This is a genomic window from Saccharopolyspora sp. NPDC002578 (assembly GCF_053592695.1).
On sequence record NZ_JBSFWJ010000047.1, the window covers coordinates 23,654 to 43,037 of the forward strand.

16 protein-coding genes are annotated in these 19,384 nt (G+C 71.1%); 3 read left to right on the forward strand and 13 right to left on the reverse strand.

Annotated features, from left to right (window positions below):
• Nucleotides 1-4: 4 nt before the first annotated feature.
• Nucleotides 5-865 (reverse strand): helix-turn-helix domain-containing protein, encoded by an 861-nt coding sequence (locus ACWD38_RS21030; protein WP_184481781.1) that lies wholly within the window; start codon nucleotides 863-865, stop codon nucleotides 5-7.
• Nucleotides 866-1,008: 143 nt separating this feature from the next.
• Here ACWD38_RS21030 and ACWD38_RS21035 point away from each other — a divergent pair, with 143 nt between their 5' ends.
• Nucleotides 1,009-1,302 carry a hypothetical protein gene (locus ACWD38_RS21035; RefSeq protein ID WP_184481783.1) on the forward strand — a complete coding sequence of 98 codons (294 nt, stop codon included), beginning with the start codon at nucleotides 1,009-1,011 and terminating at the stop codon, nucleotides 1,300-1,302.
• Between the two features lie 156 nt (nucleotides 1,303-1,458).
• Here the strand turns inward: ACWD38_RS21035 and ACWD38_RS21040 are convergent, their stop codons facing one another.
• Genes ACWD38_RS21040 through ACWD38_RS21070 form a run of 7 tightly spaced genes read right to left on the reverse strand, consistent with a single transcriptional unit; the run spans nucleotide 1,459 to nucleotide 9,280 of the window.
• A complete protein-coding gene (locus tag ACWD38_RS21040) occupies nucleotides 1,459-2,139 on the reverse strand; it encodes a response regulator (protein WP_184481785.1) in 681 nt (226 codons plus the stop codon).
• Complete coding sequence (locus ACWD38_RS21045) at nucleotides 2,136-4,637, reverse strand: ATP-binding protein (protein ID WP_450124729.1); 2,502 nt, start codon at nucleotides 4,635-4,637, stop codon at nucleotides 2,136-2,138. The genes ACWD38_RS21040 and ACWD38_RS21045 overlap by 4 nt, the downstream gene beginning before the upstream one ends.
• Nucleotides 4,638-4,693: 56 nt before the next feature.
• On the reverse strand, nucleotides 4,694-5,302 hold the full coding sequence (locus ACWD38_RS21050) for a potassium-transporting ATPase subunit C (RefSeq protein WP_184481789.1): 609 nt from the start codon (nucleotides 5,300-5,302) through the stop codon (nucleotides 4,694-4,696).
• 27 nt (nucleotides 5,303-5,329) lie between these two features.
• Entirely contained in the window at nucleotides 5,330-7,393 is a 2,064-nt protein-coding gene (gene kdpB / locus ACWD38_RS21055; protein WP_184481791.1) for a potassium-transporting ATPase subunit KdpB, read from the reverse strand.
• Complete coding sequence (kdpA, locus tag ACWD38_RS21060) at nucleotides 7,390-9,051, reverse strand: potassium-transporting ATPase subunit KdpA (protein ID WP_184481793.1); 1,662 nt, start codon at nucleotides 9,049-9,051, stop codon at nucleotides 7,390-7,392. The genes kdpB and kdpA overlap by 4 nt, the downstream gene beginning before the upstream one ends.
• Nucleotides 9,051-9,146 carry a K(+)-transporting ATPase subunit F gene (gene kdpF / locus ACWD38_RS21065; protein ID WP_184481795.1) on the reverse strand — a complete coding sequence of 32 codons (96 nt, stop codon included), beginning with the start codon at nucleotides 9,144-9,146 and terminating at the stop codon, nucleotides 9,051-9,053. Before kdpF ends, kdpA begins: the two co-directional genes overlap by 1 nt.
• Nucleotides 9,143-9,280, reverse strand: coding sequence for a hypothetical protein (locus tag ACWD38_RS21070; protein WP_450124730.1), 138 nt, complete (start codon nucleotides 9,278-9,280; stop codon nucleotides 9,143-9,145). The genes kdpF and ACWD38_RS21070 overlap by 4 nt, the downstream gene beginning before the upstream one ends.
• A gap of 343 nt (nucleotides 9,281-9,623) precedes the next feature.
• Between ACWD38_RS21070 and asnB the strand changes: the two genes are divergently transcribed.
• Nucleotides 9,624-11,459: an asparagine synthase (glutamine-hydrolyzing) gene (gene asnB / locus ACWD38_RS21075; protein WP_450124731.1), complete on the forward strand. Its 1,836-nt coding sequence runs from the start codon at nucleotides 9,624-9,626 to the stop codon at nucleotides 11,457-11,459.
• Nucleotides 11,460-11,621: 162 nt separating this feature from the next.
• On the opposite strand, the gene ACWD38_RS21080 is transcribed toward asnB, so the two are convergent.
• Complete coding sequence (locus tag ACWD38_RS21080; RefSeq protein WP_343071545.1) at nucleotides 11,622-12,845, reverse strand: MFS transporter; 1,224 nt, start codon at nucleotides 12,843-12,845, stop codon at nucleotides 11,622-11,624.
• An 83-nt stretch (nucleotides 12,846-12,928) separates the two neighbouring features.
• Between ACWD38_RS21080 and ACWD38_RS21085 the strand changes: the two genes are divergently transcribed.
• On the forward strand, nucleotides 12,929-13,543 hold the full coding sequence (locus tag ACWD38_RS21085; protein ID WP_184481800.1) for a TetR/AcrR family transcriptional regulator: 615 nt from the start codon (nucleotides 12,929-12,931) through the stop codon (nucleotides 13,541-13,543).
• 14 nt (nucleotides 13,544-13,557) lie between these two features.
• On the opposite strand, the gene ACWD38_RS21090 is transcribed toward ACWD38_RS21085, so the two are convergent.
• The 4 genes from ACWD38_RS21090 to ACWD38_RS21105 form a co-directional block, all read right to left on the reverse strand.
• A complete protein-coding gene (locus tag ACWD38_RS21090) occupies nucleotides 13,558-15,003 on the reverse strand; it encodes a sensor histidine kinase (protein ID WP_450124732.1) in 1,446 nt (481 codons plus the stop codon).
• Nucleotides 14,997-15,722 carry a response regulator gene (locus ACWD38_RS21095; RefSeq protein ID WP_184481802.1) on the reverse strand — a complete coding sequence of 242 codons (726 nt, stop codon included), beginning with the start codon at nucleotides 15,720-15,722 and terminating at the stop codon, nucleotides 14,997-14,999. Before ACWD38_RS21095 ends, ACWD38_RS21090 begins: the two co-directional genes overlap by 7 nt.
• Before the next feature lie 93 nt (nucleotides 15,723-15,815).
• Nucleotides 15,816-17,939 carry an ArnT family glycosyltransferase gene (locus ACWD38_RS21100; RefSeq protein WP_450124733.1) on the reverse strand — a complete coding sequence of 708 codons (2,124 nt, stop codon included), beginning with the start codon at nucleotides 17,937-17,939 and terminating at the stop codon, nucleotides 15,816-15,818.
• Nucleotides 17,936-19,195, reverse strand: a complete 1,260-nt coding sequence (locus ACWD38_RS21105; RefSeq protein ID WP_450124734.1) for a glycosyltransferase — start codon at nucleotides 19,193-19,195, stop codon at nucleotides 17,936-17,938. Before ACWD38_RS21105 ends, ACWD38_RS21100 begins: the two co-directional genes overlap by 4 nt.
• Nucleotides 19,196-19,384: the final 189 nt, after the last annotated feature.

A 19,384-nucleotide genomic window follows, 5' to 3' on the forward strand; every position in this document is an offset into this window, starting at 1 on the left:
GATGTCACCCATGCTGCTCACGTTGAACAGCTAGATGACGCAGGTACTCGACGGTCTTCTCCGGTGGAAACGCAATCGTCGATAGCTCCTCCCACGCCGCGCGGTAGAGATCGAGATGCTCTTCTTCTTCAAGGAACAGACTGGAGGACAACTGTTCCAACCAGACCAAGCTCGGCTCGTCGTCGTACTCAAGCAGGATGAACGCCCCGGCCATGGCTGCATGAAAACTGACATCGGCCGGCAAGACCTGAACGGTCACGTTCGGCCGCGTGGCCTCGTCCGACAAGTGCCGAAGTTGCCGCGTCAGAGCCCCAGATTCCCCGAAGGGCCTGGTCAGGACTGACTCTTCGAGGATGACGTGCAGTTCCAGCGGTTGCGTTTTGGACAAGAGTCCTCGCCGCGCCATCCTGCTGGACACCAGCTCGTCTACCTCTCGGTTCAGCAGAGAACCGCCCGTAGCCCGAATGATCGAAGTGGCGTATTCGGAGGTTTGCAGCAGGCCGGGGATGCCGAGCGGTTCGTAATGCCGCAACCCCGTCGCTTCGTCCTCGAAGTCGCTCCAGGTCTGCCAGTCCGCCGGGAAGTGCGCGTTGCGCGTGCGCAACCAGCTGCGCTGCTCCGCGTGGCGGGCGATGTCGAGGAGTTCGACGCGGCGCTGCTGGGTCACCTGGTAGAAGTCGAGCACCTTCTCCAGGTCGTCCAGGTAGATGCCGATCTCGCAGGTCTCGATCCGGTTGATCTTGCTGCCGGACATGCCGAGCTCCTTGCCGACTTCAGCGGCACTGACGCCCTTCTCGGCGCGAATCTTGCGCAGGGTCTGCGCGAGACGACGGGACCGGGCGGACGGTCCGGGACGGCGAGGCATCAACGATCTCCTGTCGTTGCGGGGAATGTGCTCCCAGCCTGGCAGGAATGATCAGCTTCCGCGATCACTCGATCGCGTAATTGCGCGCCTTCTTGCGTTCACGCAATTCTTGAAAGCGTGATCCACAACCCCAGGAGGCAGTGATGGACGAGAAGATCGCGCGGTTCGGTTCCGAGAGTCCGCAGCGGGAGTGGCTGTGCCGGTGCAGCGACGACGACGAGGAGATGGCCGTCTGCACCGTCGGGGTCGCCTCCGGCGACGTCGAGGTCTTCGGCCCGGAGTACCAGGGCTACTTCCGCTTGCGCTACAGCGAGATCGCAGTCTTCCGGCACGCGCTGGACGAGGCGATCACCGTGGCCGAACAGGACCTCGCCAGGAAAGCGCGGCTAGGAACTCGGAGCTCGAACCTTGAAGGTGGTCCTGCGGACGTTAAGTGAAGCGTCGCTCGGCGAAAGCTGGACCCGCTACCCCACGCACGTGGGACGGGTCCGCGACGCGGACTGTACTCGGTGGGCACAAGCAAGAACGAGCAGCATGCGCGGGCAAGACCAGAACAGCCAAGGGAAAGCGGCGCAGAAGGCCGAACCCGAGGCTCAGAGCTCGAACCGGTAGCCCATCCCCGCTTCCGTGATCAGGTGCCGGGGGCGGCTCGGGTCCGGTTCGAGTTTGCGGCGCAGTTGGGCCACGTACACGCGCAGGTAGTGGAACTCGTCCGCGTAGGCCGGGCCCCACACCTCCTGCAGCAGCTGCCGCTGCGCGACGAGCCTGCCCCGGTGGCGCACCAGGACTTCCAGCATTCCCCACTCGGTCGGCGTCAGGTGCACCTCCGCGCCCTCGCGGTGCACCTTCTTCGCCGCCAGGTCCACCTGGAACGACTCGGTCCGCACCACCGGTTCGTCCTCGGCCGCCGACACGTGCGAGCGGCGCACCGCCGCGCGCAGCCGCGCCAGGAGTTCGTCCATGCCGAAGGGTTTCGTGACGTAGTCGTCGGCGCCGGCGTCGAGGGCGTGCACCTTGTCGGTCGACTCGGTGCGCGCGGACAGCACGATGATCGGCAGCGTCGTCCAGCCGCGCAGGCCCGCGATGACCTCGACGCCGTCCAGGTCCGGCAGGCCGAGGTCGAGCACCACCACGTCCGGTTTCGCGTCCGCCGCGACGCGCAGCGCCGTCGCCCCGTCGGGAGCCACCACGACCTCGTAGCCGTGGGCGGTGAGGTTGATGCGCAGGGCGCGCAGCAGCTGCGGCTCGTCGTCGACCACCAGGACCTTCGTCATCGCCCCTCCGTCGCCACCGGCAGCGCCAGCACCATGGTGAGACCGCCGCCGGGCGTGTCCTCCGCGCGGATCGTGCCGTGCATGGCCTGCATGAAACCCTGCGCCACGCTCAGCCCCAAGCCGACACCGGGCGGGCCCGTGTCGGCGTGGCCGCCGAGGCGTTCGAACGGGGCGAACACGGCCTCCGCGGCGTCCTCGGGCAGGCCGGGGCCGTGGTCGACGATGCGCAGCTCCACCCACCGGGCGTGCTCGCTGGCCCGCACGCTCACCCGGTCGCCGCCGTACTTCACCGCGTTCTGCACGACGTTCGCGATGACCCGCTCCAGCAGGCCGACGTCGGCGAGCACGGCGGGCAGCGACTCGTCGGTGTCGACCTCGACGCGCTCGCGGCCCTCCATCCCGGCCAGCGCTCCGGCAACGACCTGGTCGTAGCCCACCGGGTGCAGCTGCGGCACGATCGCGCCCGTCGCCAACCGGGACGAATCCAGCAGGTTGTCCACCAGATCCGTCAGCCGATCAGTGGATTCCTCCACGCCCGCCAGCAGCTCCGCCGTGTCCTGTTCGGACAGTTCCAGACCGGGGATGCGCAGGCTGCTCACCGACGCCTTGATCGACGCCAGCGGCGTGCGCAGGTCGTGCCCCACCGCCGAGAGCAACGCCGTGCGCAGGCGGTTCGCGTCGGCTTGGCGTTGCGCCTCCGCCGTCTCCGCCACCATGCGCTGCTGGCGCAACGCGACCAGCGCCTGCCCGGCCGCCGCCTCCAGGACCGTGCGGTCGTCCGCGGGCAGCGCCCGGCCGTCGGGGCGGCTCAGCGCCAAGTGCACGTCCCCGGTCACCTCGATGTCCACATCGGACTGATCCGGCCGGGTGCACGGGCGGGCGCCGAGGGACGCGGCGATGGTCCAGCCGTCGGCACCGCGCTCCAGCAACGCCGCCGACGACAGCCCGAAGTTCTCCACCAGCTTCTCCAGCAACCTCGGCAGCGGATCGGGGTGTGTCAGCACCGTGCGCGCGTACGAGGCGAGCAGCGCGGCCTCCGTGCGGGCGCGGGCGGCGCGCTCGGCCAGCCGGGCGGCGCGGTCCACCACCACCGCCACCATCAGGCCCGCGCCGATCATCGCGAACACCGTCACCAGCGTGCCCGGATGGCTCACCGCCAGCGAATGCCGCGGCTCCGTGAGGAAGAAGTTCAGCAACCCGCCCGCCAGCAGCGCCGTCGCCACCGACGGAGCGACCCCGCCGACCAGCGCCACCACCACCGTCGCCAGGAAGTAGCCGACCACGTCGGTGGAGAGCTCGAAGTTCCCCAACAGCGCGCTGAGCACCGTCACCAGCGTCGGCAGCACCACCGCCAGCCCCCAGCCCCAGGCCCGGCGCACGCGGGACAGCGGGTTGCGCGCGGGGCGGCGGAACGGGCGCGCACCGGCCTGACCGTGCGTCACCATGTGCACGTCGATCTTCCCGGAGTGCTGCACGACCGTGGAGCCGATGCCCTCGGCGGTCACCCGCGCCCAGCGCGAGCGCCGCGACGTGCCCACCACCAGCTGCGTCGCGTCCACGCCACGGGCGAACTCCAGCAACGCCTCCGGGACGTCGTCGCCCACCACCGTGTGGAAGCTCGCGCCCACGTCGTCGGCGACCCGGCGGGCCCGAGCCAGGTTCGCCGGGGAGGCACCGGCCAGCCCGTCGCCGCGCAGCACGTGCACCACCTGCAGCTCCGCGCCCGCGCGGGCGGCGATGCGGCGGGCGCGGCGGATCAGCGTCTCGCTCTCCGCTCCGCCGGTGATCGCCGCGACGACCCGCTCCCGGGCCTCCCACGTGTCGGTGATGTGGCGTTCCGCGCGGTAGCGGCGCAACGCCACGTCGACCTGGTCGGCCAGCCACAGCAGCGCCAGCTCGCGCAGCGCCGTGAGGTTGCCGGTGCGGAAGTAGTTGCCCAGCGCGGCATCCACCTTGTCGGCGGCGTAGACGTTGCCGTGCGCCAAGCGGCGCCGCAGGGCCTGCGGGGTGATGTCGGCGAGCTCGATCTGCTCGGCGCGGCGCACCACCTCGTCGGGGACCGTCTCCTGCTGGCGAACTCCGGTGATCGACTCGACGACGTCGTTGAGGCTCTCCAAATGCTGCACGTTGACCGTGGACAGCACGGTGATCCCGGCTTCGAGCAGTTCCTCGACGTCCTGCCAGCGCTTCTCGTTGCGGGAACCGGGAACGTTGGTGTGCGCGAGCTCGTCGACCACCGCGACCTGGGGTTTCCGTGCGAGGACCGCGTCGAGGTCCAGCTCGGTCACCGGCACGCCGCGGTGCACCAGGGTGCGGCGCGGCACCTGCTCCAGGCCGTCGAGCAGCCGCCGCGTCTCCTCGCGGCCGTGCGTCTCCACCAGGCCGACGACCACGTCGGTGCCGCGCGCGCCGCGCCGCCGCGCCTCGCCGAGCATCGCGTAGGTCTTGCCCACGCCCGGCGCGGCGCCGAGGTAGATCCGCAGCTCGCCCCGCTTCATCCGATCCCTTCCTGACGTGAACGGCCACCACCGATCCTGCCGCTCCTGCCGACCGCTCACCCGCTGTGGGCCGCGGCGACGGCGGCGTTGAGCGCGGGCACGGCGACGGTGCGCTCGGCCACGACGCCACCCGAGGTGGACTCCGCGATGAGGCGCTGCACCTGCGGCAGCGGCAGACCCGTCGTGCGGGCGACGCGCGGCGCCTGCAACGCGGCGTAGGCGGGGCTGATGCCCGGATCGACACCGCTGGCCGAGGCGGTGACCGCGTCGGCCGGGACCGCCGCGGGCGCCACGTCCTCGCGGGCGGCGACGGCGGCTCGGCGTTCCTGCACGGCGGCGAGCTGTTCGGCGTTGTCCGCGCTCCGGTTGGAACCGCCGGACGTCGCCGGATCACCCGGGCCGAGGTTCCCCGCCGCCGACGCCGACGGCCGGGTGTGGAAGAACGGGTCCCGCGCCGGGTTCGCGGGCACCGGATCGACCCCGATCAGCTCGGAGCCGACGACCCGGCCGTCCACCACCAGCGGCGAGCCCTCCGCGTGGTCGTGCAACCCCGGCACCCGGCTCACGCCCCACACGGCCAGCGGATACCCGATGCCCAGCAGCACCGTCGCCACCAGCAGCACCCGCAACCCGGTCCCGGCCTGCCGCAACAGCGTCATGAACATGATCTCCCCTCGCTTTCCGGAAACTCGTCAGCCCAGTCCGGGCAGGTGGCGGACGACGAGGTCGATGAGCCAGATGCCGAAGAACGGGGTGATGACTCCGCCCACGCCGAACAGCAGCAGGTTGCGGCGCAGCAGCGACGCCGCGCTCGCCGGGCGGTAGCGGACGCCGCGCAGCGCCAGCGGGATCAGCGCCACGATGATCAGCGCGTTGAAGATCACCGCCGAGATGATCGCCGAGGACGGCGTCGCCAGGTGCATCACGTTCAACCGGCCCAGCTGCGGGTGGATCGCCACGAACAGCGCGGGCAGGATGGCGAAGTACTTCGCCAGGTCGTTGGCGATGCTGAACGTCGTCAACGCCCCGCGCGTGATGAGCAGCTGCTTGCCGATCTCCACGACCTCGATGAGCTTCGTCGGGTCGGAGTCGAGGTCCACCATGTTCCCGGCCTCCTTCGCGGCGGCCGTTCCGGTGTTCATCGCGACCCCGACGTCGGCCTGCGCGAGCGCGGGCGCGTCGTTGGTGCCGTCGCCGGTCATCGCGACCAGCCGCCCGCCTTCCTGCTCCCGGCGGATCAGCTCCATCTTGTCCTCGGGCTTCGCCTCGGCGAGGTGGTCGTCGACGCCCGCGTCCCGCGCGATGGCGGCGGCGGTGAGCGGGTTGTCGCCGGTGACCATGACGGTGCGGATGCCCATCGCGCGCAGCTGCGCGAACCGCTGCGCCATGCCGGGTTTGACGACGTCGGACAGCCGGATCACGCCGAGCACCCGCACGGCTCCGCCACGCTCCTCCGCGACGGCAAGCGGTGTGCCGCCGTCCCGCCCGATGCCGTCGGCCACGTCGTCCACTTCGGACTCGACGGTGCCGCCGCCGGAGCGCACCCACTCGCCCACCGCGCTCACCGCGCCCTTGCGGATCCGCCTGCCGGGCAAGTCGATGCCGCTCATCCGGGTCTGCGCGGTGAACTCGACGGTCTCGCCGGATTCCGCGGGCAGGCCGCCGAAGCGCTCGCGGCAGAACTCGACGACGCTGACGCCCTCGGGCGTGGGGTCGGCGAGGCTGGACAGGCTCGCCACCTCCGCGAGCTCCCGCTCGGAGACTCCCCCGACCGGCACCAGCTCGGTGGCCCGCCGGTTGCCGAAGGTGATGGTGCCCGTCTTGTCCAGCAGCAGCGTGTCCACGTCCCCGGCGGCCTCCACCGCGCGCCCGGACTTGGCGAGCACGTTGCGCTGCACCAACCGGTCCATGCCCGCGATGCCGATCGCCGAGAGCAGCGCGCCGATCGTGGTCGGGATCAGGCACACCAGCAGCGCCGTCAGCGTCACCACCGACAGCGGCGAACCGGAGTAGCCGGCCATCGGCTGCAGCGCGGTGACCGCGAGCAGGAAGACGATCGTCAGCGTGCACAGCAGGATCGTCAGCGCGATCTCGTTCGGCGTCTTCTGCCGCCGCGCGCCTTCGACGAGCGCGATCATCCGGTCCACGAAGGTCTCGCCGGGAGCGGTGCCGATCCGCACCACGATCCGGTCCGAGAGCACCGTGGTGCCCGCGGTGACGGAACTGCGGTCACCGCCGGATTCCCGGATCACCGGCGCGGATTCTCCGGTGATGGCGGACTCGTCGACGGTGGCGATGCCTTCGACGACGTCGCCGTCGCCGGGGATCACCTCGCCCGCCTCGACGACCACCCGGTCGCCGACGCGCAACGCGGTGCCCGCGACGGATTCCTCGCCGTGCTCGGTGATCCGGCGTGCGACGGCTTCGGATTTGGCGCGGCGCAACGAATCGGCCTGCGCCCGGCCACGCCCTTCGGCGACCGCTTCGGCCAGGTTCGCGAACAGCACGGTGAACCACAGCCACGCCGCGACGACGATGCTGAACACACTGGGTTCGACGACGGTCAGCGCGGTCACCAGCACCGATCCCACCCAGACCACGAACATGACGGGGTTGGCGAGCTGGTGGCGCGGGTGCAGCTTGCGCAGCGCGCGGGGCAGCGCGGCGAGCAGCTGGCGCGGGCTGAACGCCCCGGCGGCCACGGCCCGTTCTCGGTGCGGCGCCTGCTTGTCCGGTGGGGTCAGGACGGTGGTCATGCCAATGCCTCCGCGATCGGGCCGAGCGCCAGCGCGGGCAGGAACGTCAGCGCGGCGACGAGGACGACGGTGCCGGTGAGCAGGCCCGCGAACAGCGGACCCGTGGTCGGCAGGGTTCCGGCGGTGGCCGGGACGCGCCGCTGCCGGGCGAGCGCGCCTGCGAGCATCAGCACCGCCATGATCGGCACGAACCGGCCGAACAGCATGGCCAGCGCCAGCGTCACCTGGAAGAAGTCGCCGGTGGCGGTGAGCCCGGCGAACGCGCTGCCGTTGTTGTTGGCCGCCGAGGCGTACGCGTAGAGGACCTCGGACAGGCCGTGCGCGCCGGAATTCCCCATCGCCGCCGAAGTCGTGGGCAGCGCGATCGCGGTCCCGGTGCCGAGCAGCACCAGCGTCGGCATCACCAGGATCGACAGCGCGGCGGCGGTGATCTCGCGGCGGCCGAGCTTCTTGCCCAGGTACTCCGGGGTCCGCCCGACCATCAGCCCGGCCAGGAACACCGCGATCACGGCCAGCACCAGGATTCCGTAGAGCCCCGCTCCCACTCCGCCGGGCGCGACCTCGCCGAGCAGCATGTTCAGCAGCGCGACACCACCGCCGAGCCCGCTGAGGCTGTCGTGCGCCGAGTTCACCGCACCCGTCGAGGTTCCGGTGGTGACCACGGCGAACAGGCCGGACAGGTACGTCCCGAACCGGGCCTCCTTGCCTTCCATCGACGCGCCGGCGGCCAGCGCGGCCGGACCGTTCGGGTGCGCCTCGGCCCACCACGCGATCGCGAGCATCGCGGCGAGCAGCCCGCCCATGACCGCCAGCAGCGCCCGGCCCTGCCGCCGATCGCCGACCATCGTGGCGAAGGTGCGGGTCAGGCAGATCGGGATCAGCAGCATCAGGAACACCTGCAGCAGGTCGCTGAGACCGCCGGGGTTCGAGAACGGGTGCGCCGAGTTCGCGTTGAGCACGCCGCCACCGTTGGTGCCGAGCACCTTGATGGCCTCCTGGCTAGCGACCGGCGCGGTGGCGATCGTGTGCGGCTGCCCGTCGAGGCCCACCACGTGCAGGCCCGGCGCGAAGCTCATCACCGCGCCGAGCGCGACCAGCAGCACCGCAGCCACGGCCGCGACGGGCAGCAGGATTCGCACCACTCCCCTGGTCAGGTCCACCCAGAAGTTCCCGATGCGGTCGGTGCCGGAGCGGCTGAACCCGCGCACCAGCGCGACGGCGACGGCCATGCCGACCGCCGCGGACAGGAAGTTCTGCACGGTGAGCCCGGCGACCTGCACGGCGTGGCCGAGCACCTGCTCCGGCACGTAGGACTGCCAGTTGGTGTTGGTCGCGAAGCTGACGGCGGTGTTGAACGCCATCGCGGGTTCGACGGCGCCGCGCCCGAAGTTCCACGGCAGCAGCGCTTGCACCCGCTGCAGCAGGTAGAGCAGCGCGACCGAGACGAACGAGAAGCCGAGCACGGCGGCGGCGTAGGTGCTCCAGCGCTGGCCGGAGTCGCCGTCGACCCGCAGCAGGCGGTAGAGCCACCGCTCCACGCGCCAGTGCCGGTCGTCGGTGTAGGTGCGCGCCATGTGGTCGCCGAAGGGGCGGTAGACCACCGCGAGGGCGAGGACGAGGAGGCCGACCTGGACCAGGCCGACCGCGAGGGTGGACATCAGAACTTCTCCGGCCTGATCAGGGCGACGAACAGGAAGACGACGAGCAGCAGCGCGAGCGCTCCGCCCGCGATGTCGGCCACGAGCGCGATCACAACCGCTCCAAACCGCGCAGGGACAGCGCCAGCACGAGGAATCCGCCGATCAGCAGCACGGCGCAGGCCAGGTCGGCCATCGCTGCGCCCCCTTCTCCGGTGCACCGGGCGCCCCGGTGGCGCCCTCCGACCACCACTCAAGTCCTGCCGCGGCGGCTCGGACAGGTCTCTGACACCGGTTTGACGCGGGCGGCCGCGGTCTTGACGCGTCCCTTACGGAACTCCGGCGGAGCGGTTCAGGTTCACCCGTGCGAGTGAGGCAGTGGCGTCTTTCACTCCTCCGGCGGCAGCGGCCGTGTTACGACCGCGTTACCTGCCCAGATGCCCGCACCGAACACGCACAGCTACGGATTTTCGCCCGTTTTGGCTGGTCTGGGCGTTGTGTCGCCGAAAATCGACATCCCGAAATTGGTTTCGTCGATGCAACGAAGTAGTTACCTTGCCTAAGTAAGAACCTTCGCGAAGGGAGCTACGCCCATGTGCGGCATCTCCGGCTGGATCGACTTCCGCCGAGACCTCACCCGTGAACAGCCCGTCATCGACGCCATGTGCGACACCATGGCCTGCCGCGGGCCGGACGGAGCCGGGACCTGGGTCCAGCCCCACGCAGCGCTCGGCCACCGCAGGCTCGCGATCATCGACCTGCCCGGCGGCGCGCAGCCCATGGAGGTCGACACCGCCGACGGCAAGGTCGGCATGGTCTACAGCGGTGAGGCCTACAACTTCACCGAACTGCGCGACGAACTGCGCCGGCGCGGCCACTCCTTCGACACCGACAGCGACACCGAGGTCGTGCTGCACGGCTACCTCGAGTGGGGCGCAGGCGTCGCCGAGAAGCTCAACGGCATGTACGCGTTCGCCGTGTGGGACACCCGCACCGACCAGCTGCTGCTGATCCGGGACCGGATGGGCATCAAGCCGCTGTACTACCAGGAGACCGAGAACGGGATCATGTTCGGCTCCGAGCCGAAGGCCATCCTCGCCAATCCCGAGGTCGAGAAGGTCGTCGACGCCGACGGGCTGCGCGAGCTGTTCTCCGTGACCAAGTCGCCCGGCAAGGCCATCTGGCAGGGCATGCGCGAAGTCGTGCCCGGCACCGTGGTCACCTTCGACCGCAACGGCCTGCGCGAGCACACCTACTGGAGCCTCGACGTCGCCGAGCACACCGACGACCAGGAGACCAGCGTCGCGCACGTGCGCGAACTTCTCGACGACATCGTGCGCCGCCAGCTCGTCGCCGACGTGCCGCGCTGCCTGCTGCTGTCCGGTGGCCTCGACTCCAGCGCGCTGACCGCGCTGTCCGCCCAGCAGCTCGCCGAGCAGGGCGAGAAGGTCCGCAGCTTCGCCGTGGACTTCGTCGGGCAGACCGAGAACTTCAAGCCCGACGAGATGCGCGCGACCCCCGACGGGCCGTTCGTGCAGGACGTGCACAAGCACGTCGGCTCGCAGCACCAGGACATCGTGCTCGACCCGCAGGCCCTGGCCGACCCCGCCGTGCGGCGCGCGGCCGTGCAGTCCCGGGACTTCCCGATGGGCCTCGGGGACATGGACAACTCGCTGTACCTGCTGTTCAAGGCCATCCGCGGCCACTCGACCGTGGCGCTGTCCGGCGAGTCCGCCGACGAGGTCTTCGGCGGCTACAAGTGGTTCCACGACCCGAAGGTGCAGCAGGCCCGCACCTTCCCGTGGCTGGCCGCGTTCGACACCCAGCAGGCCGCGGGCACCCAGATCCTCGACCCGTCGATCTCCTCGACGCTGGACCTGCCCGGCTACATCTCCTCGGAGTACGAGCAGGCCGTCGCCGGGATGCCGAAGCTCGACTCGGACAGCCCGTTCGAGGCGAAGATGCGCGAGATCAGCTACCTGCACCTCACCCGCTTCGTCCGGATGCTGCTGGACCGCAAGGACCGGATGAGCATGGCCGTGGGCCTGGAGGTCCGGGTGCCGTTCTGCGACCACCGGCTCGTCGAGTACGTGTTCAACGCGCCGTGGTCGCTGAAGACCTTCGACGGCCGGGAGAAGAGCCTGCTGCGCGGCGCGTCCGCCGACGTGCTGCCGAAATCGGTGGTGGAGCGGGTCAAGAGCCCGTACCCGTCCACCCAGGACCCGGCCTACGCCGCCGAGCTGCAGAAGCAGGTCAAGGAGCTCATCGCCAACGGCGACCGCGCCCTGGAGCTGCTCAACGCCGACTGGGTGCGCAAGGCCGCGGACCTCGATCCGTCCGAAGTGGACACCCCCACCCGGAACGTGTTCGAGCGTGCCCTGGACGTCTCGGTGTGGTTCGACCTGCACAACCCGACGGTGAAGATCTGACCACCCCCGCCACGGGTTGAGTCAACGGACCGTTCGTCCAACGCTGGGCGAACGGTCCGTTCGTCGCCACCGGCGAGTGCCGACGCCCGCGAGCGGGTGGCCTCCGGGCTCGACGCGCGGGACCGGACCGCCCGATCACGTCGGTCGAACGGTCCGCTCACCTCACCCGGCGCGGGGGCCCGGCGGGAATCCGTGGCGGCGGGCGAGCAAGGCGGCGCCCCCGGCGAGAGCCGCGAGCACGACCGCCGCCCACGGGAACGCGACGGGCCCCGGAGTCGCCAGCAGCACCGCGCCGACGGCGCCGCCGCCGAAGATGGCCATGTTGAACACCACGGTGAGCAACGCCTGCGCGAGGTCGATCTCGCTGCCCGCCGCATCGGCCGAGGCGGTCTGCACCTGGACGGAGGAACCGCCGAAGGCCACGCCCCAGAGCACCGTCGCGAGGTAGAACAACGGCGGCACGTCGCCCCACAGCCCGAACAGCACGCCGGCGAGGCCGAACACGGCCACGCTGCCCAGCACCAGCCGACGCAGCGAACGGTCGATCGCCCGGCCGGTGAACCAGATCCCCCCGAGCGCGGAGAGCCCGAACAGCAGCAGCACGAGATCCACCCGGCCCGGAACTCGCACGTAGGCGAGGTACGGGGCGATGTAGGTGTAGAGGATGTTGTGGGCGAGCATCCAGGTGAACACGACCAGCAGCACCGGCGCGATACCCGGGATGCGCAGCACTTGGAGCACCGGCGTGCGCCGCGGCCCGGATGTGCCGGGCCGGTCCGGCACCGCGGCCAGCACCCATCCGATCAGCGCCATCGAGATCACCGACAGCCCGGCGAACGTCGATCGCCAGCCCACCAGCGCCCCGGCGAAACTGCCCAGCGGCGTGCCGATCGACAGGGCGACCGGCGTACCGACCATCGCGACGGCGAGTGCGGTGCCCGCCCTGGAGATCGGCACGATCGCCCGCGTGTAACCGGAGATCATCCCCCACAGGAGCCCGGAGAACGCGCCGGCGACGAAGCGGGCCGCCATTGCGACGGCGTAATCCCCGGCAAGCGCGGTGACGGTGTTCGCGACCAGGAATCCGGCGATCCCGCTCAGCAGCAGCGGTTTGCGCCGGACCGGGGCCGTGAGCCGGATGGCCGGGACGGCCGCGAGGACGGTGCCGAGCGCGTAGACGCTGACGAGCTGCCCGGCCGAGGCTTCGCTGACGTCGAGTCCCGCGGCCAGTTGCGGCAGCAGTCCGGCCGGAGCGGTCTCGGTCATGATGATCACGAATCCGGTCAGCGCCATCGCCAGCAGCGCCGACCACGGCAGCCGTCCGCCGCCGTCCCCCTTTCGCTCGTGCCCCGCCGGTTCGCTCACATCAACTTCTGGATTGGTCACTCCACAAGTATGTGCGAACGGGTGATGACGTTGTCAACGAATTCTGGAACACATAGTCTTGAAGTGTTCGGGAAGGAGCGGGCATGGCACGCACGGGGCGTCCGCGCGAATTCGATCGCGATGCAGCGCTGCAGGCCGCACTGCGGCTGTTCTGGGAACACGGCTACGAAGCGACCAGCCTGGCGCAACTGCGGACCGCGCTGGGAATCTCCTCGGCCAGCTTCTACGCCGCCTTCGGTTCCAAAGAAGCGCTGTTCGAAGAGGTCGTCCAGACCTACATGGCCTCGTTCGGCCGGGTCACGGACGCCGTCGGACGGGAGGACCTGCCGCCGCGGGACGCCGTCGAGCAGGTCCTGCGCGCCTCTGCCCGGACCCAGGCCGACCCCACCCACCCGGCGGGCTGCCTGCTCGTCCTCGCCGCAACCGTCGGCTCCGCCGATCACGGAACCGTCCGAGCCTTGCTGACCGAGCGCCGGGCGGTGGTGCGGCGCAACGTCGCGGCCTGCGTGCGACGGGCGGTCGCAACAGGCGAACTCGACGCCGAGACGGACCCGGAGAACCTGGCCGTGGTGTTCACCTCGTTCATGTACGGCCTGTCGATCGAAAGCCGCGACGGCGCGACCCCGGAAAGCCTGGACGCGGCGATCACCCACCTGATGAAGGTGTGGGACGACGCCCGCTCCGAACCGGCGTCCTGAAGCCGCCGGACCCGTCAGCTCAGCGGGATCAGGAGGCGGAAGGTGGAGCCTCCCGCCGGGTTCGCGGTGAGTTCGACGCGGCCGTTGTGGGCCTCGGCGATGGCGGCGGTGATCGCCAGGCCCAGGCCGGTGCCGCCCTCGGAGCGCTCGCGGCCGTCGTCGACGCGGTAGAACCGGTCGAAGATCCGGCGCGCGTGCTCCGGCGGGATGCCCGGACCGCCGTCGCTGAGCGAGACCACGCCCATCGGCGTGCCCGGCTCGATCGCGGCACCCGCCGCGAACACGTCGTCGCGCGCCGCCCCGTGCTCCACCTCCACCCGCACCGGGGCGCCCGGAGTCGTGTGCACCAGCGCGTTCGTCATCAGGTTCGTGAGCACCTGCCGCAGTCGCGGCCCGTCGCCGAGCACCCGCACCGACCGCCGCGGCACCACCAGCTCGATCTCGCGGCCGGTGTCGCGCACCCGCGCGTCCCCCGCGACGTCCCGCGCCAGCGGCACCAGGTCCAGGTCCACCAGGTCGATCGTGCGCTCCCGGTCCAACCGGGCCAGCAGCAGCAGGTCCTCCACCAGGTCGCCCATCCGGACCGCTTCGCTCTCGATGCGCGACATCATCAGCCGCACGTCCTGCTCGCCCGGCGACTCGCTGCGCCGGTACAGCTCGGCGAAACCCCGGATCGAGGTCAGCGGCGTGCGCAGCTCGTGCGAGGCGTCCGCGACGAACCGGCGCAACCGGTGCTCGGACTGCTCGCTCTGCTGCAACGCCGCCACCAGCCTGCCCAGCATGGTGTTCAGCGCCGCGCCGAGCCTGCCCGTCTCGGTGCTCGGGTCCTGGTCGGCGATGCGGCGGTCCAGTTCGCCGGTGGCGATGGCGTGCGCGGTGTGCTCGATGCGGGTCAACGGCCGCAACCCCAGCCGCACCGTCACCATCGACACCACCGCCAGCACCGCCACCACGATCGCGCCGACCACCAGCTCGATGATCAGCAGCCATTGCAGCGTCAGGTCCACGTCACCGGTCGACAGCGCCAGCGACACGCTCTCCCCGTCGGACCTGGTCTCGGTGAGCACGCGCCAATCCGCGCCGCCGGAACCGTCGGGCACCGTGATGACCCGGCCCTCCGGACCGGGGTGGCGCAGCATCGGCTTGCCCGGGTCGGTCTCCGTCGGCCCGATCACCTTCCACAGCTCGCCGTCCGCGGTGAAGAACAACGCGCGGAAGTCCGTGGGCAGGTTCGGGCCGCGACCCGGTTTCTCGTCGGGCATCGGCGGCGGGTGCCGATCGTCCACCCATGGCCGGGACATCTCGTGCAACCGCCCGTCGAGCTTGTCCATCAACGAGTTCCGCAGCAGCAGCTGGCTCGCGAAACCCATCGCGACCAGCCCCGCCACGGTGGCGCCGATCAGCACCAGCAGCAGCCTGCCGCGCAACGTGCGGGCGAACCGCCGCGTCCCCGTCAGCATCGGGCGCGCTCCTCCGGCGGGATGCGCAGCACGTAACCGACCCCGCGGATGGTGTGGATCAGCGCGGGCGAGGTGAAGTCGACCTTGCGGCGCAGGTAGCTGATGTAGGACTCGACGATGCGGCTGTCCCCGCCGAACTCGTAGTTCCACACGCGGTCGAGGATCTGGCCCTTGCTGACCACCTTCTCCGCGTTGATCAGCAGGTAGCGCAGCAGCTTGAACTCCGTCGGCGACAGGTTCACCAGGCGCCCGTCCCGGCGCACCTCGTAGGTCTCCTCGTCGAGCTCCAGGTCCTGGTAGCGCAGCCGCGAATCCGGCTCGGCGACCTGCGCGGGCTGGGCGCGGCGCAGGATCGCGCGCAGCCGCAGCACCACCTCGTCCAGGCTGAACGGTTTCGTCACGTAGTCGTCGCCGCCCGCGGTGAGCCCGGCGATGCGGTCCTCCACGGCGTCGCGCGCCGTCAGGAACAGCACCGGCACCGCGTCACCGCCGTCGCGCAGCCGCCGGGCCACGGTGAACCCGTCCTGGTCCGGCAGCATCACGTCCAGCACCACGATGTGCGGGCGGAAGTCGCCGGCCGCGCGCAACGCCTCGGCCCCGCTCGCGGCGCCGCGCACCTCGAAACCGCTCAGCCGCAGCGCGGCGGTGAGCAGCTCCAGGATGTTGGGTTCGTCATCGACGACCAGTACCCGCGCCGACGGCGCCTTCGCATCAACCACCGGACCAGGATCTCTCACTCATCTGGGGACTCGCTGAACAGATGCTGGGAACCCGGTGGGACGGGGAATCCCCGGTCCCACCGGGCAGGGACGTCAGCCCCGGCAGTCGTAGAGGCCTTCTGAGGTGCCGCCCTCGCCTTGTTCGGCGGCGGCTTCCTCGCCCCCGTAGGCGGCCGGGTCGACCAGGGCGCAGTGCTGCCGCACCCACTCCTGCCGCTCGCTCGCGGCGCCGCCCTGACCGCCGGGCATGCCCTGCGGCCGGCCGTCCCCGGCCTGGTCGCCCTCGTTCTGGCCGCCGGGAGCCCGCCCCGGGCCGCCCCCGCCGGGACCACCCCGGCCACCGAGCTGCACGAAGCCGAGTTCGCCCTGCTGCCGCCACTGCGCCAGCAGCTCCACCGACGGCGCGTCGTCGCTGCCCATGAAGCCGCCCATGCCGATCACCCGGAGATCGCTGTTGATGATGTAGGAGCCCGCGCCCATCGCGCCGCCCTCGACCGCCAGCGGGATCTCCCGATCACCGGCGCCGCCGGTGACGTAGGCCAGCAAGGACCGCTGCTGGTCGCTGAGCGATTCCCCGCCCATGCCACCGGGCATCCCGCCCTGCGGCCGGGCGCCGCGACCGTCCCGGTCCTGCTGATCCGGCCGATCGCCACCGCCCTGACCGGGCATCCCGGGCGGGCCGCCGCCACCGGGACCGCCCATCCCGGTGGACGGCCCGGCCGTCGGGTTGGCGCCGCCCATGCCGCCGGTGGATCCGGCGAACGCCGTTGCCGCCGACCACGTGCTCGGCACCGCCAGCACCGCCGCCAGCGACAGCGCCAGCGCGACCGCGCCCAGCCGCGCCTTCCGGCGGCCCAGCAGCAGCGCGAGCACCGCGGCGACGCCCAGGCCGATCGCGAGGTACCCGGCCCAGCCGTTCCAGTCCGGGTCGCGGAACACCAGCACCGCCGCCCACCCCACGGTGATCACCACACCGAGCGGCAGCAGCACCCAAGCCGCGCCCTCCGGCCGCCGGTAGGCCGCCCAGAACCGGACGAGCCCGGCACCGGCCACCGCGCCGACCGCCGGGGCCAGCATCGTCGTGTAGTACGGGTGCATCGTGCCCTGGGCGAAGCTGAACATGAGCCAGATGAAGCCCAGCCAGCCGCCCCACAGCACCCAGCCGGCCGCGCGGAACCGATCGCCCGGCTCGCCCGCACGCCGCCGCAGCACCGCGCCACCGGCGACCGCGACCAGGACCAGCAGGCACAACGGCAGCAACCAGCTGATCTGGCCCGCGAGCTGCTCGTTGGCGAAGCGCAGCACACCGGACTCACCGGAGAAACCACCGCCACCACCGGGACCACCGCCGCCTGGGCCGCCACCGCCGCCGTTGCCCTCGCCGCCGAGGATCCGTCCGAACCCGTTGTAGCCGAAGATCAGATCCCAGGCCGAGCCGTCCTCGCTGCCCCCGACGTAGGGCTTCGGCGACGGCCACAGCATCGTCACCGCGACCCACCAGAACGACGTGACCAGCACCGTCACCGCCGCCACGGCCAGGTCGACCGCCTTGCGCGCCCAGGACGCCTCGCGCCCCACCAGGTACACCGCGATGAACACCGGCAGCAGCATCCACGCCTGCAGCATCTTCGTGAGGAAGCCGCAGCCGATCAGCGCGGCCGACAGCACCAGCCACCAGGTCGCCCGCGACGAGCGCTCGGCCCGCAGTGCACGGGTCAGCGCGTACGCGGCGGCCACCACCAGCAGCACCAGCAGCGTGTCCGGGTTGTTGTCCCGGTTGATCGCCACCGTGATCGGCGTCAGCGCCAGCACCAGCGCCGCGAGCAGCGCCGCGTGCTCCCCCGCCCATCGGCGCACCGTGCGGTGCAGCAGGAACACTCCCGCCACGCCCAGCACGGCCTGCGGGAGCAACACGGCGAACTTGTTGTAGCCGAACACCTGCACCGAGATGACCTGGACCCACAGCGCCATCGGCGGCTTGTCCACCGTGACGACGCCCGCCGGGTCGAACGCGCCGAACAGGAAGTTCTCGAAGCTCTGCGACATCGACTTGACCGCCGCCGAGTAGTACGTGTTGCCCCAGGAGTCCCCGATCCCCCAGGCGTAGAGGACGGCCGAGAGCAAGCAGATCGCCGCGAGCGCGAACGGTTGCCACCGGCTCCGGGCGGGTGCGTCGGCGGCGTCCGATCGAGGCGCGCCGAGAGCGACCGTGGTCATGCGGATTCCTTTGCAGAGGTGGAGGGAGCGGAAGCGGAGCGGAAGACCCAGGACCGCAGCAGCACGAACCGCAGCGCGGTACCGACGACCGACGACGCGACCAGCACTAGCACTTCGAGCCAGCGCGAGGCGTCCGGCACCGCCGCGTCCAGCGCGAGCAGCGCGCCCGAGGTCACGACGTAGTACAGGGCGAACACCACGAGCCCCTGCACGTGCACCCGGCCGGAGGCCGCGGACCGGCCGACGAAGGTGAACCGGCGGTTCGCCTCGGTGTTCCACAACGTCGTCACCGTGAGCGCCACCAGGTTCGCCAGCAACGGCGGCCACCACGACCGCAGCAGCGCGTAGAGCACCGAAGTGACCACAGTGGACAGGATGCCGATCAGGCCGAACGAGAACAGCTGCCACAGCAACCCGTTCTCCCGCTCGGCCAGCACCGCCTGCGGGTGCGCGGCGCGCGGTTCCGGGCGCCGCGGCAACCCCGGCACCGTCGCCGCGCCGGTCACCTTCGCCCGCGCCACCCGCAGCAGCCCCGCGAGGTCGTCGGTGGCGGTCTTGGCGACGTTGACGCGGGTGTCGACGTCCTCGACCCAGTCCACCGGAACCTCGTGCACCCGCAGGTCGTTGTGCTCGGCCAGCAGCAGCAGCTCGGTGTCGAAGAACCACGCGTCGTCGTGCACGTGCCGCAGCAGCGGCTTCACCACGTCGGTGCGGGCCGCCTTGAAACCGCACTGCGCGTCGGAGAACCGCGCGCCGTGCGTCCAGCGGACGACCTTGTTGTAGCCGCGCGAGATCAGCTCCCGCTTGGCACCCCGGACCGTGCGCGAACCCGGCGCCAGCCGAGAACCGATCGCCAGGTCCGAATGCCCGTTGACCAGCGGCGCGACCAGCGGCAGCAGCGCGTCCAGCCCCGTCGAGAGGTCCACGTCCATGTAGACCACGACATCGGCGTCGCTGTAGCCCCACGCGGTGCGCAGTGCCAGGCCGCGCCCCTTGCGGTCCAGGTGCAGCACCCGCACGTTCGGCATCGCCTCGGACATCTCGTTCGCGACCCGCAGCGTGGCGTCGGTGCTGGCGTTGTCCACGACCGTGATCGACCAGTGGAACGGGAAATCGCGCTCCAGGTGCTCCCGCAGCACCTGCAGGCAACCGGGCAGCGACCGTTCCTCGTTGTGGACCGGGATCACCAGATCGACCGTCGCCGTCTCACGCGCCGTCGCCTCCCGGTGCGCGACCTCGACACTTCCTTGCGGCATCACGTTCTCCCTTTCCGCGTTCTCCCGCTCCTGACGTCACGGCCGGCAGCGGCGGCGACCCGGGTTCCATGGAGCACCGCCGGGTTTTCAAGCGGCTAGGCGCGAGGTGGGAGTTCGCTGGGAATCACGGCCGCCGGGGCACGGGAACCCCGCCGACGGCGCCGAGCGCTCGTGCGCTCCGTCGTCGTA